General features: G+C 69.5%; 12 protein-coding genes. 5 read left to right on the top strand and 7 right to left on the bottom strand.

What is annotated here, in order from left to right; translation table 11 throughout:
• Nucleotides 1-99 precede the first annotated feature (99 nt).
• A complete protein-coding gene (locus EV193_RS21945; RefSeq protein ID WP_130346067.1) occupies nucleotides 100-699 on the top strand; it encodes a hypothetical protein in 600 nt (199 codons plus the stop codon).
• A 105-nt stretch (nucleotides 700-804) separates the two neighbouring features.
• Here EV193_RS21945 and EV193_RS21940 read toward each other — a convergent pair whose 3' ends face one another.
• Together EV193_RS21940 and EV193_RS21935 are read right to left on the bottom strand one after the other, a co-directional pair.
• A complete protein-coding gene (locus EV193_RS21940) occupies nucleotides 805-2,358 on the bottom strand; it encodes a DHA2 family efflux MFS transporter permease subunit (RefSeq protein WP_130346066.1) in 1,554 nt (517 codons plus the stop codon).
• Nucleotides 2,355-2,819, bottom strand: a complete 465-nt coding sequence (locus EV193_RS21935; RefSeq protein ID WP_130346065.1) for a MarR family winged helix-turn-helix transcriptional regulator — start codon at nucleotides 2,817-2,819, stop codon at nucleotides 2,355-2,357. The genes EV193_RS21940 and EV193_RS21935 overlap by 4 nt, the downstream gene beginning before the upstream one ends.
• A gap of 404 nt (nucleotides 2,820-3,223) precedes the next feature.
• Between EV193_RS21935 and EV193_RS21930 the strand changes: the two genes are divergently transcribed.
• Entirely contained in the window at nucleotides 3,224-3,970 is a 747-nt protein-coding gene (locus EV193_RS21930; RefSeq protein WP_130346064.1) for a polysaccharide lyase family 7 protein, read from the top strand.
• Nucleotides 3,971-4,175: 205 nt separating this feature from the next.
• Here the strand turns inward: EV193_RS21930 and dinB are convergent, their stop codons facing one another.
• Nucleotides 4,176-5,372: a DNA polymerase IV gene (dinB, locus tag EV193_RS21925; protein WP_130346063.1), complete on the bottom strand. Its 1,197-nt coding sequence runs from the start codon at nucleotides 5,370-5,372 to the stop codon at nucleotides 4,176-4,178.
• Nucleotides 5,373-5,417: 45 nt separating this feature from the next.
• Between dinB and EV193_RS21920 the strand changes: the two genes are divergently transcribed.
• Nucleotides 5,418-6,194 (top strand): GntR family transcriptional regulator, encoded by a 777-nt coding sequence (locus tag EV193_RS21920; RefSeq protein WP_423202205.1) that lies wholly within the window; start codon nucleotides 5,418-5,420, stop codon nucleotides 6,192-6,194.
• A gap of 18 nt (nucleotides 6,195-6,212) precedes the next feature.
• On the opposite strand, the gene EV193_RS21915 is transcribed toward EV193_RS21920, so the two are convergent.
• The gene (locus EV193_RS21915; RefSeq protein WP_165401456.1) at nucleotides 6,213-10,181 is read right to left on the bottom strand and encodes a LamG-like jellyroll fold domain-containing protein; all 3,969 of its coding nucleotides are present in this window, start codon (nucleotides 10,179-10,181) and stop codon (nucleotides 6,213-6,215) included.
• A gap of 166 nt (nucleotides 10,182-10,347) precedes the next feature.
• Between EV193_RS21915 and EV193_RS21910 the strand changes: the two genes are divergently transcribed.
• Together EV193_RS21910 and EV193_RS21905 are read left to right on the top strand one after the other, a co-directional pair.
• On the top strand, nucleotides 10,348-11,250 hold the full coding sequence (locus EV193_RS21910) for an FAD-dependent oxidoreductase (RefSeq protein WP_130346060.1): 903 nt from the start codon (nucleotides 10,348-10,350) through the stop codon (nucleotides 11,248-11,250).
• A 20-nt stretch (nucleotides 11,251-11,270) separates the two neighbouring features.
• Nucleotides 11,271-12,068, top strand: a complete 798-nt coding sequence (locus EV193_RS21905) for a leucine-rich repeat domain-containing protein (RefSeq protein WP_165401455.1) — start codon at nucleotides 11,271-11,273, stop codon at nucleotides 12,066-12,068.
• On the opposite strand, the gene EV193_RS34210 is transcribed toward EV193_RS21905, so the two are convergent.
• From EV193_RS34210 to EV193_RS21890, 3 genes are all read right to left on the bottom strand, one after another.
• Nucleotides 12,027-12,236 (bottom strand): DUF7455 domain-containing protein, encoded by a 210-nt coding sequence (locus tag EV193_RS34210; RefSeq protein WP_130346058.1) that lies wholly within the window; start codon nucleotides 12,234-12,236, stop codon nucleotides 12,027-12,029. The genes EV193_RS21905 and EV193_RS34210 overlap by 42 nt on opposite strands.
• Nucleotides 12,236-12,493, bottom strand: a complete 258-nt coding sequence (locus EV193_RS21895) for a hypothetical protein (RefSeq protein ID WP_130346057.1) — start codon at nucleotides 12,491-12,493, stop codon at nucleotides 12,236-12,238. The genes EV193_RS34210 and EV193_RS21895 overlap by 1 nt, the downstream gene beginning before the upstream one ends.
• A gap of 109 nt (nucleotides 12,494-12,602) precedes the next feature.
• Nucleotides 12,603-15,494 carry a helix-turn-helix transcriptional regulator gene (locus EV193_RS21890; RefSeq protein ID WP_130346056.1) on the bottom strand — a complete coding sequence of 964 codons (2,892 nt, stop codon included), beginning with the start codon at nucleotides 15,492-15,494 and terminating at the stop codon, nucleotides 12,603-12,605.
• Nucleotides 15,495-15,572: the final 78 nt, after the last annotated feature.

The raw sequence follows: 15,572 nt of genomic DNA, 5'->3' as shown, positions 1-15,572 counted from the left end.
GTGTGTGGGGCCGCGGGACGAGGCGTGTCCATTCGTGGTGTGGCAACCGGTTGACGGGTTGGTGCGTGTTCGGGTCACCAGCCAACCCGAAGGGGCCACATGTCGGGCATCCACCGAAGATCACTGCTCGTTCTCGCGACGGCGTGCGGCCTGGCCGCCGCCGGGTGCGACTCCGGTTCGAGCGGAGGCGCCGCGTCCTCGCCGGCACCGCCGCCGTCGGCCACCTCGGCGCCGTCCGTGCCACCGCCGACCAGTGCGCCTGTCCCGTCCGGGGAGACCGCGGTGCTCTGGATGGACGGCTTCTGCGGTGCGGTCAACACGTTCGTCACGGACAACAACGCCACCGCCAAGGGCGTCGCCAGCAGCGTGAACGGCAAGCAGCTCGCGGACTACACGGCGATCCTGGACAAGGCGCTGACGAGCCTGGCCGCACTACCGCCGGCACCGGTGCCACTCGCCGAGACGGCCAAGAAGTCCTTCGTGGACAAGTACACCGCGGCCCGCGACCAGTTGGTCGGCGCGAAGCGACAGCTCGACGCGGCGCCGAAGAGCACAGCGGCGCAGGGCAAGGCGCTGGACGCGTACGTGGCCGCGCAGAACAAGTCCATCGAGGCCGTCGACCCGGTCTCGCCGATCCTCGCCTCCCCCGAACTGATGCAGGCCGCCGGCTCCGCGAAACACTGCCGGCCAGGCACCTGAAGCCGTCCACAGTGGACGATGCAGGGCGTCCACTGTGGACACGAAAAGGGCCGCCCGCGACCGAACTGGTCGCGGGCGGCCCGTTGTGGTGGGTGCGGGTCAGACTCAGTGCACCAGAATCGGAGGCGCGGCCTCCCCCGCCTCGTCCTGCGCGTCCAGCGACGTCGGCGGGTGCTTGGGCAGGAACAGCGCCGGAATCACGCAGACCGCGATCAGCACGACCGCCCACACGAACGTCGACGAGAACGCGTCCGCCGACATCGTGACGGCCACGTCGTGCATCTGCGGGTTCTTGATCGCCGCGTCCGCGACGAACTGCCCCGCGTTGGTCGGCACGTTGAACTTGCTGGCCAGCAGGCCGGCGAGGATCACCGACATGATGGCCGAGCCGATCGCACCGGACGTCTGCTGCACGACGTTCAGCGACGTGGACGCCTTCGCCACCTGATGTTGACGCAGTGTCGCCAGTGCCGCCGACATGATCGGCATCATCGTGGCGCCCATGCCGAGCCCGAGCACGAACAGCGCGCCGAGGATCTGCCAGTACGGCGTGGTCGCCTCGATCTGGGTGAAGAACGCCATGCCGGCCAGGATCAGCACCAGGCCAGGCAACACGATCTTCCCGGCGCCGATCTTGTCGGTCAGCTTGCCGGCGATCGGCATGGTGACCATCGCGCCGAGCCCCTGCGGGATCAGCAACAAACCGGTGTCCAGCGCCGACTCCTGCCTGATCAGCTGGAAGTACTGCGGGAAGAGCAGCATCGCGCCGAAGAAGGAGATGGAGAAGAACATCATGCTCAGCACCGCGACCGAGTACGTCCTGTCCTTGAACAGCGACAGGTCGATCAGCGGGTGTTCGGCGCTCCTGGCACGCAGCACGAAGCCGATGATCAACGCGATGCCGGCAAGAGCGGGCAGCCACACCTCGATGTCGGTGACCGTTCCGGTGCTGGGGATCTTCGTCACGCCGTAGATCAAGGCCGCCAATCCCGGCGACAGCATCAGCATGCCGGGGAAGTCGAACTTCTCGCTCGGCTCCGGCGCGTCCTTCGGCAGCACCCGCAGCGCCGCGATGATCGCGACGATGCCCAGCGGGATGTTGATGTAGAAGATCCAGCGCCAGCTCACGTCGTCGACCAGCCAGCCACCCAGGATCGGGCCGCCGATCGGGCCGAGCAGCATCGGCACGCCGAGTACCGCCATGACCCGTCCGACCCGGTGCGGGCCGGCCGCCTTGGTCATGATCGTCATGCCGGCGGGCATCAGCATGCCGCCGCCGAAGCCCTGCAGCACGCGGAAGACCACGAGTGAGGTGATGTCCCAGGCGAATCCGGCCAGGATCGAGCCGACCAGGAACGCGGCGATCGCGGAGATGAACAATCGTTTGGTGCCGAACCGGTCCGACGCCCAGCCGGTCACCGGAATGACCGTGGCCAGCGCCAGCATGTAGCCGGTCACGACCCACTGGATCGTGTCGAACGACGTGTTGAACTCTTGGTTCAGTTTCGTCAGGGCGACGTTCACTACCGTCGTGTCCAGAATCGCCATCACGATTCCGAGCACGACGACACCGGCGACCTTGAGCACGCCGGCGTCGAGCTTGTCGTCGTCAGGCACCCCCGTGCCGGCCGCGGCCCCCGTAGCGTCTGTGGATGTCATGAGGTCCTTTCCTCCAAATGTGCCCGCAGATCAGGGCGGGCAACTATGGGACGAAGCGCTTCGTGCAAACGTGACGCGTCGGCGCTGTCGAGGCTGCTGACGAAATCCCTCAGCCTGGCGCGCTGGTCGCGCTCCAGTTCCTCGATCGCCGCACGACCGGCTTCGGCGAGACTGACTCGCTTCACCCTCCGGTCGCTCTGGTCCGCCTGCCGATGCACCATGCCCCGGCCGACCAGGGTGTCCACGGCGCGCCCCGTCGCGGCGTCGGACAACCCCAAACTCTCCGCCAGGGTTCTCTGCGGGATCGGTTCGAGCTCCCTGGCCAATATGAACAACGTCTTGAACTGGGATACCGACAGGTCCAGTTCGGCGGCCACGTTCATCCTGTCGACCCGGTCGTAGCACAGCAGGTAGCCGACGAAGGCTTCCAACTGCTTGGCAAGATCGTCACTCGTGGTCACGACAAATAGTAACGCGCACGCAAGTATCCCAGCCAACGAATAAACGGTGACTCCGGTCACTGCGTTCTCAGGCTATTGCCGCGACATCGTGCTACTCCACTGTGGACGGCAAGATTTCGCTGATAGCGCAACAGTATCCGGCCGTCGACACGGTCGCCCTCAGGGGCACCCGAGGGGCGAAACGACGCACCTCTGTCCGTTTTACACGAAATGTTGCAGAGCACTCACGCGATTACTGAGCGTTTTCTCAGCAATGGAGCAGGCGCGGCCGCCCGGCCTGCCCGGTGATCTCTTGCCGGGAACGGCCCGCTCGTCGTGAATCGGCACCTGACCAGCGATTTGACCAAGCCGTGACCGGCGTGCGGCACTGTCGGCGGCCAGCGCCGCCGACAGGAGGAGACAACATGGGTGTGACGTCACGCAGGCGCGTGATCGTGGGAGGTGTGCTCGCCGCGGCACTGCTGGCCGCGACGGGAGTGGCCGCCAACGCGGCCCAGTCCACACCGCGCGCCACGGCAGACGTGCCGGCCGACGTGCTCGACCTGACCAACTGGAAACTGCAGTTGCCGACCGGCGAGGACGGCAAGGTCGACGAGGTCGAGCAGCCCGAACTCGGCAAGTACACCAGCGAGCACTTCCGGCTCAACGACGCGCGCGACGCGGTGGTGTTCAGCGCACCGACCGACGGCGCGCACACCGGCGGGTCCAAGTACGCCCGCTCGGAGCTGCGCGAGATGAAGGGCTCGGAGAAGGCGAGCTGGTCGACCAGCGAGGGCACGCACACGATGGTGATCAAGCAGGCGATCACGCACCTGCCGGCCGACCGGCCGCACGTCGTCGCCGGCCAGGTGCACGGCACCAGCGACGATCTCATGGTGTTCCGGCTCGAGGGGACCAAGCTGTACGTGACCAACCAGGACGACTCGCACCACAAGCTGATCACCGACTCCTACAAGCTCGGCGAGCAGTTCGAGGCGAAGTTCGTGGCGCACGACGGCAAGATCGAGGCCTACTACAACGGACAGCTGCAGACCTCGGTGGAGATCGCGTCGGACACCGCGTACTTCAAGGCCGGCGTGTACCCGCAGTCCGACACCGGGTCCAGCCACGGCGAGGTCGTGATCAACTCGCTCACCGTGACCCACTCCTAGGCGGCTGCTGAACAACGTCGTGCTGTCTGAAACTTAGCGATCGCTCCGTTCATGTTTTGCGTACTTTAGCCCGCTAAAGTCCGTCAGCCACGGAGAAAGCCCAGGTCAACCAAGATCATCAGGGCGCGGGGAACGTGAGGGTGATGCACATACGGCCCAACGTGGTGGTGGGCCACCACCCTCGCGGGCCTTGTTCAGCGCACTCCTAGTCGGGCAGAAGGGGCACCGAGATACCGGGATCGTGGCCGAGCAGCACGGCTCTGGTGACGGCCTTGGAGCCGTACCGGTCCCGCAGGCGGTCCAGCGCGATGTCCAGCGCTGGGCCGCCGTGCTCGTCGAACGGCAGGGCGAGCTGCACCGCGTTGTCGTTGTCCAAATTGGACAGTGAGAGCCCGATCAGGGTGATCCCGCGCTCGGCGATCATCGGCAGCGCGTCGCGCAACAGGGTGCGCGCGGTGATCAGGATCGCCGTGGTCTCGTCGGTGGCCTGCACCATCGTGCGCGAGCGGGTGGCGCGGGAGAAGTCGGCGAACCGCAGCCGCAGCACCACCGTGCGGCACACCCGGTGCGCGCCGCGCAGCCGCCGGCACAGTCTGTCCACAATGGACACCAGCATCTGGTCCAGCTCGTCCGGTGACCGCTCGCGGCGGCCGAGCGCGCGCTGCGAGCCCATCGACCGGCGGCGCCGCCCGGTGTTCACCCGGCGCGGGTCCCGGTTGTGCGCCAGGGCGTGCAGATGCCGCCCGGACGCGCGGCCAAGCATCGACACCAATGCGGTCTCGGCCAGCTCGGCCACCTCGCCGACCGTGGAGAGCCCCGCGTCGTGCAGCTTCGCCGCGGTCACCTTGCCGACGCCCCACAGCCGCTCCACCGGCAGCGGGTGCAGGAACGCCAGCTCGCCGTCCGGCTCCACGACCAGCAACCCGTCCGGCTTGGCCACGCCGCTGGCCACCTTGGCGAGGAACTTCGTGCGCGCGACACCGACCGTGATCGGCAGCCCGACCCGCGCCAGCACGTCGGCGCGCAGTTTGGCGGCGATGTCGGCCGGCGCGCCGGCGATCTTGCGCAGCCCGCCGACGTCGAGGAACGCCTCGTCGATGGACAGCGCCTCGACCAGCGGCGTGGTGTCCCGAAACACCTCGAACACGGCCTTGCTCGCCGTCGAGTACGCCGACATGCGCGGCGGCACGACCCGCGCGTGCGGACATAATCGCAACGCCTGCCGCCCGCCCATCGCCGTACGCACGCCGAGGCGCTTGGCCTCGTAGCTGCAGGCCAGCACCACCCCGCCGCCGACGATCACCGGCCGCCCGCGCAGCGCGGCGTCGTCCCGCTGCTCGACCGACGCGTAGAACGCGTCCAGGTCGGCATGCAGGATCGTGGCACCGGTCGACACGAACATATGTTCGCATCGAAGACCGACAATCCGCTCCGCGTACCCTCGGTGATCGTGCGTGCCGAACAGCGAACGGTGCACCAGGCGGACGGCCCGGTGCGTGCGGGAATCCCGGAGCACGGCCGAATTCCGCGCTACTACGCGGTGAAGGTGCGGCTGCTCGAGTTGATCGAGGAGCTGGGTCAGGGTGCCGTGCTGCCCACCGAGCGCGAGCTGGCCGAGCGGTTCGACGTGTCCAGGGTGACGCTGCGGCAGGCGGTCACCGAGCTGGTGCTCGAGGGGAAGCTGTCCCGCCGTCAGGGCAGCGGCACCTACGTCGCCGGCCCCAAGATCGTGCAGCGGCTGTCCCTGGTCAGCTACACCGAACGCCTGCGCCGCAAGGGAATCGAGCCCGGCCGCAACCTGATCACGCTGGAGACGCTGCACGCCGGCGAGGACCTGGCCGGCGATCTGGACATCGAACCCGGTGCGGACGTGATCCACATCGAGCGGGTGCTGCTGGCCGACGGCGAGCGGGTCGGCCTGGAGTCGACTTACCTTGCCGCACAACGGTTTCCCACGCTGCTGGAGGTGTTCGACCCGAGCTCCTCGCTGTACGCCTGCCTGTCGGACAAGCTGGGTGTGGTGTTCGCCGAGGCGAACGAGCGGATCGAGACCGTGCTGGCCACCCCGCGCGAGGCGCTGCTGATCGGCACCAACCCGGCGCTGCCGATGCTGCTGCTGCACCGGGTGTCCACCGACGCCGGCGGCCGGCCGATCGAGCGGGTGCGCTCCCTGTTCCGCGGGGACCGGTTCTCCTTCACCACGCACATGCGCGCGGACGACTGAGAACCGGCCCCGCACGGATCAGGGCCGCGCGGCGGCCAGCGCCGCCACCTCCCCCGCGGTCAGCACCCGGTCGTAGATCATCGCGTCGTCGAGCAGACCGGTGAAGAAGGACCACTCCCCCGCGTCGTCGCGCGCCGCGCCGAACTGGTTGTCCGGACGCAGCGTGGTCTGCCACCCCGCGTTGAGCCCGTCGGCGACGCGGCTGGCCACCGGCCGACCGTCCAGGTACAGCGTTCCACTCCAGCGCTGACACCCCTGCGGCTCAGTGCAGGGCTCCGGCTGTCTGTCCGTGACGACGGCGACGTGGTGCCACCCGCCGTCGAGCAGGTTCGGCCCACCCGGCTGACTGGCAAGATCGAGCAGGCCGAACGCGGAGTGCACGGTGCCGTCGGCGGCGACCCGGATCGCGGTGTTCGACATCGAGCCGTAACCCGCGGACGCCCAGTGGTCCACCATCGTGCTCGGGTACGCGCCGCGCTGGTCGCCGAACACCGGACCGGGCGCGGCCGGTTTCACCCACACCGCGACCGTCTGCGGCGAGAGTGTCCCGATCGTGCGCGGCACCGTGGCCCTCGTACTGGTGCCGTTGAACTCCAGCGCGCCGCCGGGCCGGTCGGGGTGCGGGCGCCAGGTGCCCTTGACGACGGCCGCTTCCTTGCCGTGATCGGACACGTCGGCGGCGAACTCGCCGTGTTGTTCGTCGAAGGTCCAGTGCGCCAGCGGTCCCGACGGCTTCGGCGGCGTCGCGAGATACCCGACGTCCTCGGCGGACAGGGCCCGCCGGTAGAGCCGGGTGTCGTCGAGCCCGCCGTCCAGGTGGAAGTAGCCATCGGTGTTCGGCGTGGACGGCCACGTGCCCGCCTTGGTGTACCCCGCGCCGAGCAGCGAGAACTGGAGATCCTCGGTGAACCGGCCGCAGGCGATCCGGCCGACCTCCCGGCCGTCGAGGTACATGACCTGCTGGTCCCGCTCCGCGACCACGGCGACGTGGTGCCACGTGCCGTCGTTGACCGTGTCGGGCGAGGCCATCCGCGGCGTGGTGCAGCCCGGCGCGGTGAGTGCTCCGCCGTACAGCTTGCCGTCCTCGCCGACGTAGGCCAGCGGAACCGACTGCGACGGCTGGGATGTCGGCCGGCTGACCGCGTCCTGGTAGCTCACGAGCACGCCGCTGCTGGTCGTGTTGAACCAGGTCGCGACGCTCATGCCGGGATATGTGCTGTCGTCGAACAGGTTGTCCGCGCCCGCCGGTGACGAGGCCCGCTTGCCGAGTGTCACGATGTCCTTGTTGGCACGCTCGAAGAACAGCGCGCCGTCACGCACCCCGCCCGCCGGCCGCCATCTGGCGTTGTGCCCGGAATCGTAAGTGCCCCAATGGTTTCCGGTCGTGCTGTCGATCACCGTCTGGGTGTTCGAGCGAGCGCCGTCCATCCGCCAGTGCGCGACAAGGTCGTTGCCGGTCGGGTGGGACCAGTTCATCTCGAACTGTCCGCTGGTCGAGCCGGTCTCCGGGTCGCTGCCCGACCGGTGCACGGTGTGCACGCCGGTGAACGCGTACCGCTGGTTGGTGCCGTACCCGTCGTCCTGTGCGTAGGCGAAATGGGTGCCGGCCCAGTGGGTGAACGCGGTGAGCGACATGCCGCGGTCCAGCAGGCCGGCCGAGACCGCCGGCAACTGGCTCGTGGCCCTGGCGACGGGCAGACCGTCCCAGGTGTGCATGCTGATCCGCTGCCCCTCGCCGGAATTGCCGCCGGTGTAGAAGTAACCGCCGGAGCTGTCCACCGCGATCCCGGTCGGCGAGTCACGGTGCTGGTACCGAGGACCCTCGAACCGGGAGTATCCGCTGAACACCGATCGCTGACCGGTCCGCACGTCCAGCATCGCGACCGCGTTCCCGCCGCCGTTGGCGAACTGGTTGAACTCGGTGGTGTCCACCGTGGTGAACAGCCGATTCTTCTTGGTGTCATGGACAACCTGCGCGCCGGAGTTGGTGGCGCGCCCGGTGCCGGGGTCCAGGTCGGACTGGGTGCCCTGCTGGATGTGGAAGTCCTCGAGCCGGTACCGCGGGCTCCCGAGCAACGGGAGGTGCGCCTGCAGTCGCGCGACGCCGGGCACGGCGGGCTTGCCGGGCTCGACCGTGGTCGCGTTGGCGAACCAGATGGTGCCCTTGTCGTCCACCCACATCGACGGGTTGCCGTTCAGATATCCCTTGTGCGAGGTCTGCTCGGTGAGGTCACCGGGATCCAGTGCACCGTTGCCGTTGGTGTCGGTGGTCAACGTCATGCGCGGGAAGACCTCGGAGTCGCTTCGCGGACCGCCGGACGGACCCAACCGGCGCAGCTGTGCCACCCGCGTCATGCCCTGCTCGTCGGGGTGCAGGCGATAGACCAGCACGCCACCGAACGGGAACGACCCGGGCTGTCCGAGGCAGTTGCTGGGCGGACTGTTCGGGTCGGTCAGGTTTCCCGCGCCGCAGCGCTGCGCCGCGAACGCGTACAGGTACCGCTGCCCGTTCAGGGTGCGGATCACCGAGCTGTCGACGGTGTGGTTGCCGAGATCGTCCACCGGCGACCAGTTGGCCCGCAGCCGCCACGGCCGGCCGTAGCTCTGGTCGGTCACCAGGTGGTTCACCTCGTACTGCCGGTTCTGGCTGAACAGGAGGTCCTGGCCCACGGTCACGTCGACGTCCGGGGTCGGGCCGTTCACGCTCTGCAGGCGTTCGGCGCGGGGTGCTCCGGTGGTCGTGTCGTAGAACATGACCCGCCCGTTGTGGTGGTCCACAACGGAAAGCGTGCCTCCGTCCGGCGACACCGCGATGGCCGCGTCGCCCCCGTCCACCATCGAGCCCGTGTCGAACTTCCAGCCGAACGTGGTGTCGGTGACCAGACCGGGGCCGCGCATGTTCGACAGCCGCCACGGCACCGGCCGCTCGACCGGAGCCGTGCCGGAGACGTCGAACCCGCGGACGGTGCCCGCGGCGAGGTCGGACACGTAGAGCGCCGAGCGGTGCAGCGCCAGTCCGTACGGGCGACCGAGCGCGGTGCTACGGCCGACCTCCCGTACGGTGCCGCCGTCGTGCACGTAGTGCCGCACGTGGTCGCCGACGGCGGCCCAGACGTGGCCGTTGCCGTCGGTGACGATGCCGCGCGGCGCGGCGTCCAGCGACAGACCGACCGGCGTCTCGGACCCCGTGGCCTTGTCGAACACGCGGATCCGCTTGCCCGCGGTGTCGGATACCCACAGGTACTTGCCGTCCACCGCGATCCCGGTCACCGGGGTGAGGCCAGTCCAGTTGTCCGCCAGACGGATCTCGCCACCGGCTGTGCCCCAGGGCGCGTGCTGACCGGTGTCGGCGCGCCTGCGTTGCACGGTGTAGTGCGTCTCGACCTTGCCGGTGCGTCCGATGGAGGCGGCGTACACGTACTCCTGGTCCACGGCGATGGCGTGACCGCGATCCCGCCAGCCGTCGTAGCCGTGCGGGCCGGTCCACACCTCCTCGCCGGTGCCCAGGTTCTTCGGCTTGTACCGGCGCACGTCGTGCTGGAACTCCTCGCCGTTGGACTGGATGTACAGGTCGCCGTCGGGACCGTAGGTGACGGCGGTGGCGTTGCCCGGGTTCTCCGACCGCTCGTAGGCCGCGCCGGGGACCGGCTTGCCCATGTCGCCCGCCTGCCCGTCGGGCGCGCCGACGGCGCCGGTGCTGATCGCGCGCCAGTTGTACTTGCCGTGCGGCAGATCGTGGCCCCAGTCGTCCTTGCCGTCCCAGGTCAGGTTGACTTTCCCGGCACGCGGGGCGAGATCGTAGAGGTGCCGGACGAGTTGCCCCCGCTCGTCGTACACCGCCGCGGACAGCCGCGAGTTCTCCCCCATCGACACCGTGCCGATGGCCCTGGCGTCCTGCGCTGCCGCCGGGAGCGCGGTCAGGACGACGCTGGCCCCCGAGGCGAGCAACGCGACCGCGGCGAGTAGGCCTGCTTGTCGTTGTCTCATGGCCGCGACCTTCGCGGTGTCGCGTCTCATCTCCGTGCCATCGACATCTCACGCCGCCGTAGGATAACGAACAGATAACACGTCTAGTCCAATATTCGAGGCCGGTTCACCCGTCGTTGGCTCGCGGTCCACCGCGCATTCGTCGTCAGAGCTGACTGTGTTCGGCGTGCGAATCCTTATCGTCGGCGGCGGAGTGCTCGGCACCATGCACGCCTGGCAGGCCGTCCAGCGCGGCCACGACGTCGTCCAGTTGGAGCGCGAGCCCGAGGCGCGGGGTGCCTCGGTGCGCAACTTCGGGCTGATCTGGGTCAGCGGTCGCGCGAACGGCGCGGAACTGAGCACCGCGCTGCGGGCGCGGACGCTGTGGCAGCAGATCGCCGAACGCGTGCCGGCACTGGGTTTCCGGCCGTCCGGCTCGCTCACCGTACTGCGTACCGAGGCCGAGCTGACCGTGGCGAACGAGCTGGTGGCCCGCGCGGACGCGGCCGAGCGGAACACGAAACTCGTTGGCGCACAAGAGGTTCGCGAGATCAATCCGGCGTTGCGCGGCGAGTGCCTCGGCGCGCTGTGGTGCGACGCGGACGCGTCCGTCGAACCGCGCACCGCCCAGCCGGCACTGCGTTCAGCGCTGATCGAGTCCGGCCGCTACACCTGGGTGCCCGGCCGCGAGGTGCGCGCGCTGACCGACGCCGGAGTCGTCGACGACCACGGCGAGCGGCACGCCGGCGACGTCGTCGTGCTGTGCACCGGCGCGTGGCTCGGCGGCCTGGTCCGCGAGGTGGCCGGCGAGGTGCCGGTGCGCCGGGTGCGGCTGCAGATGGCGCAGACCGAGCCGCTCGGCGAGCCGTTGACCACGGCGGTGGCCGACGCCGACAGCCTGCGGTACTACCCGGCCTACCAGGGTGCGGCGCTGGACGAGCTGCGCCGGTCGCAGCCGCAGCCGGAGGTGGCGTCGCGCAACGCGATGCAGTTGCTGATGGTGCAGCGCTCCGACGGTTCGCTGACCATCGGCGACACGCACTCCTACGACCAGCCGTTCGGCTTCGACGTCACCGTGCACGCAGCATGAGTGCAGCTAGCATCCCGACCATGCGCGTGGATCCGGCGACAATGGTTGATCTGTCGCGCCGTGACCTGGACACCGTGCCCGAACAGGCGTGGCAATCGGCCGACACGACGCAGCTGGCGCTGGGGTGGAACCGGATCACCGCACTCCCCGACGAACTCCACGCGCTGCGCCGGCTCACCCATCTGTACCTGCACGACAACGACCTCGGCGAACTACCGGAGTGGATCGGCGATCTCCGCGACCTCCGGGTGCTCGATCTGAACCGCAACCGGCGACTTCACCGACTCCCGAAGAGCCTCGGTGAGCTGAGCCAACTCCGCTTCGTCTACCTCGCCGACACCGGGCTTCACGAGATTCCCGAACAACTCTGCCGGCTGTCCACGGTGGAGTACCTCAACCTCTCCGACAACCGGATCATCGAGTTTCCACAGTGGACCGAATGGCGCGCGCTGGTCGAACTTCGCTTGCAGGACAATGGCATCACCGCGTTGCCCGGCTCGATCGGCGAACTGGGCGCACTCCGCGAACTTCACCTAGACGGCAATCCGATCGCTGAACTCCCCGAACCACTCGGCCGCCTCACACAACTCCGCACGCTCTCCCTGCGCGGCTGCCGGCTGGAGGACCTCCCCCGCGAGATCAGCCTGCTCCAGCGCCTCCACACACTCGACCTCCGCGCGAACCGGCTCACCGAACTCCCCGGCTGGCTCGCTGAACTCCCCGCACTCGAGCGGCTCGACGTCCGCTGGAACGGTTGGAACATCCCACCGCCACACCTACGGCCCCTCCTCGATCGCGGTTGTCGGATCTACTGCTGACCCTTCCGGTATGACGATCGCGCCCAGCTCCCTCAGCCGAGCGCCGTGCTTGCGCGCGTGGTGCCCGCAGAACATCAGCTCTCCCTCGGGCAGAACCACCAGGTGCGCGGCCGCTGCCGAACACCCGTCACAACGGTCCAACCTCGTCAACGCCGCCGTCGTGGTCATCACGCCACCTCCAGCAGCGCCGCACCGGACGCGGTCAGCGTCACAGTCCGGGATCCGTGTCCGGCACAGGCGATCAGGCCCGCTGTGCTCAGCCGCGTACCGGCGAACTGGTCACAGCAGCACAACCCGTCCACCATCAGCGATCCGCCGACGGCGGCCATCTCACAACGTCCAGCGGCGACGGCCCGCAGCACCGCGCGGTCCCGGTTGGTCAACGGGGTCGGCAGCGTGGTCACTGTCGCGGTCGTGGTGTTCATTGCTCTCTCCTTCCGGTCCTGCGGTGCGGGCCGTTCCGTCGGCCTCACCACTACGTCGAACCGGAACACGCCATCTCGACATCAAGTGCCGAAAAATCTTGGAAATCTTCTACAGCCGCTCGACCACATCGCTTCCGACCAGCTCGGAGCGCGACGATTTCCCCAGCTTGCGCAGGACATTCGCGACGTGCTGCTCGACCGTCCGCTTGGACAGGAACAGCACATCCCCGATCTCCCGGTTGGTCAGGTTCCCCGCCAGCAGCCGCGCCACGTCCCGCTCACGCGGCGACAACTCGTTCCCATACCCACGCCGCCCCCGCCGCGACGGTGTCACCGACCCGTTGCCGCGCAGCAGGTGCCGGCAGCGCGCCGCGTCCCTGGTCGCACCCAGCCGGTCGAACGTGTCCGCCACGCCGGTCAGCAACTCCGTGGCCGACGCCTCGTTCAGTCGCAGCCGGCACCGTGCCGCGCTCTCCGAATGCAACGCCGCCTCGTACGGCTGCGACAGACCGGTGTGCGCCGTGTACGCGGCGTCATACCGCTCCACCGCCTCGGCCAGCGCACCATGCGCGGCCGCGATGTCGCCCTCGCACGCGGGCAGGCTCGCGCGCACCAGCGGCGCGTCGCTCCCGTCGATCCCGGACCGCAACTCACCGAGCAGCGACTCCGCTTCCTCGACCCGGCCCGCCCGGCAGTACGCGGCCACCGTGGCCGGCACCAGCGTGCCGCCCCACGCCCAGATTCCCTTGCCGCGCAACACGTCCAGGCCGTGCGCCGCCTCCGCGACGGCACCATCCGGATCATCGCGGGACAACATCATGCGCACCATCCCGGCACTCGCGGAGATCACCACCGGCGTGATCGCGTTGGCCGGCGTGCGCAGGCCGGTCTGCTCGAAGTACCGCGTCGCGTCGTCCCACTCACCGCGCGCCACCGCCAGCAACGCGAGCACCAGCGACAACTCCGAGGTGACCGGCAACAACTCCGAGTGTGACTCCAGGAACCCCTGCGCCCGCGCGGCCAACCGGGTCCAGTCACCCGCGTGCCAGTCCAGCCGCAGCTCGGTCGTCACACCGACGCTCACGATGTACCGGGCATCGCAGTCCTCGGCCAGCCGCAGCCCGTTGGCCAACTGGGTGCGCGCCCGCTCGTAGTGCCCGAGCCAGGACCACGCGTCCGCCAGGTTGCAGTGCGCCCGCGCCAACTCGCGCTGCTCCCGCGCGCAGGTCACCCGGTCCGGCAGCATGTGCACCATCTCGTGCGCCGCCGTGTCCCCGGTGTGCGCCCGGTTCGCGATCACGTTCGCCAGCAGCGTCAGCCGCATCAGGCGATCAGAACACGCGTCGAGCACCTCCTCGCTGCGCCGCATCCACCGCAGGCTCTCCTCCACCGGCAACAACCCGATGTACGGCTCGGCCAACACGGTCATCCCGCGCGCCGCGATCTCGGGCCGCCCGCGCAGCTCGCTGACCGCCAGCTCCAGCTCGGTGCGCCCGGCCTCCAGACCGTCCTCCTGGCGCAGCAGCAACAACCCGAGACTGAGCCGGATCTCGCCGCGCACCTCGTCGGACAGCCGGTGATCGGCCATCAACTTGGCCAGTAAATCGGTGACGTCGTGCTGATCCAGCCCGGACACCGCGACCCGCGCGTACTTCGGCGCGATCCGGTCCACATCGGACGGTTGCAGGTCCGGCTCGGCGAGCAACCGGCCGAGGATCCCGACCGCGCTCTCCGCGTCCCCGGACGCCGCCGCCGCGTCCGCCGCCGCCTCGGCGTAGGCCACCCAGTCGGCAAGCCGACCCGCACACCTGGCGTGCTCGGCCAGCCGCACGTACGGCACCGGCCGGCGCTTGCGCAACGCTCGCAGCGCCCGCACGTGCAGGTCCTCGGCCTCCGGTCCGGTCAGCCGCTCGTAAGCCGCGCGCCGCGCCATCGCGTGCCGGAACCCGTAGCGATTCGCGCCGAGCCGCACCAACACGTTGCCGCGCAACGCAGACACCAGCGCCGGCCGCGCCCGCATCGTGTCCAGCGCGGCGACCTGGGTGAGCAGATCGGCCGTCGCCGGCTCGTCGACCACCGCCGCGGCCATCACGATCGCCACCGCGTCGTCGTCCAACTCGGCGAGCAGGCGCACGGTGCTCTCCGCGACCGACCGTGGCACCGGCACGATCGTCACCGACGACGGCTTGGACGGCAGGCCGGCGGCCAGCACCGAATGCGTGATCTCCGTTGCCACCACGGGAATCCCGGCCGAGTGGCGGTGCACCGCGGCCACGTACTCGCCCGGCGCGGCCGCGTCCGGTGCCGCCTCGGTGATCAGCGCGCGAACGCCGTCCACGTCCAGCGGCCGCAGGTCCAGCCGCAGCATCGTGGTGGCCGGCCCCGGCGACACGGTCGCGCCGAGCGGGCCGCCGTCGGACAGCTCCTCCGGCCGGTACGCCAGCACCAGCGCGAGCCCCGACGGCGGATCCGCGAGCAGGAAGCGCAGCAGGTCGCGGGTGTCGTCGTCGATCCACTGCACGTCGTCGAGCACCAGCACGCTCGGGCCCACCGCGACCAGCACCTCGCGCACGGCACGGAACAGCCGGTGCCGGGCCGCGTTGCCGTCGTCCAACCTCGGCGGGTCCGGCGGCAGGATCTCGGCGATCTCCGGCAGGTACGGCCGCAGCGCGCCGGTGACCGGGTTCAGCATGGCACCGGCGATCCTCGGGCCGACCGAACGCAGACAGTCGAGCACCGGGCCGTAGCGGAACGGCGCCGTGCCGGCGTGGCAGAAGCCCATCGCCGTCCACCGGTTGCCGTTCCAGTGCGTGTCGACGGCGGCGCGCAGCAGTCTGGTCTTGCCCATCCCGGCCTCGCCCGCGACGAACGCCACCGCCGGAGGTGAGGTCACCGTGGACAGCAGAGCGGCAAGCTCGTCGGCTCGCCCCACCACATCCGTCGTGGGCCGCCAGACCGAGGCCGTCGAGAACCGGGAACCGGTCCCGTTGCCGTGCGCCATCAGTACTCCCTTTGAGCTGCTCCGGGCACATTAAGCACGTGTGCGCGGCGGGAGGAAGCAACGCCAGCCAGATGGCGC

It is taken from the genome of Herbihabitans rhizosphaerae, assembly GCF_004216555.1.
Classification (GTDB): domain Bacteria; phylum Actinomycetota; class Actinomycetes; order Mycobacteriales; family Pseudonocardiaceae; genus Herbihabitans; species Herbihabitans rhizosphaerae.
This window is presented reverse-complemented; position numbering and strand designations above follow the sequence as displayed.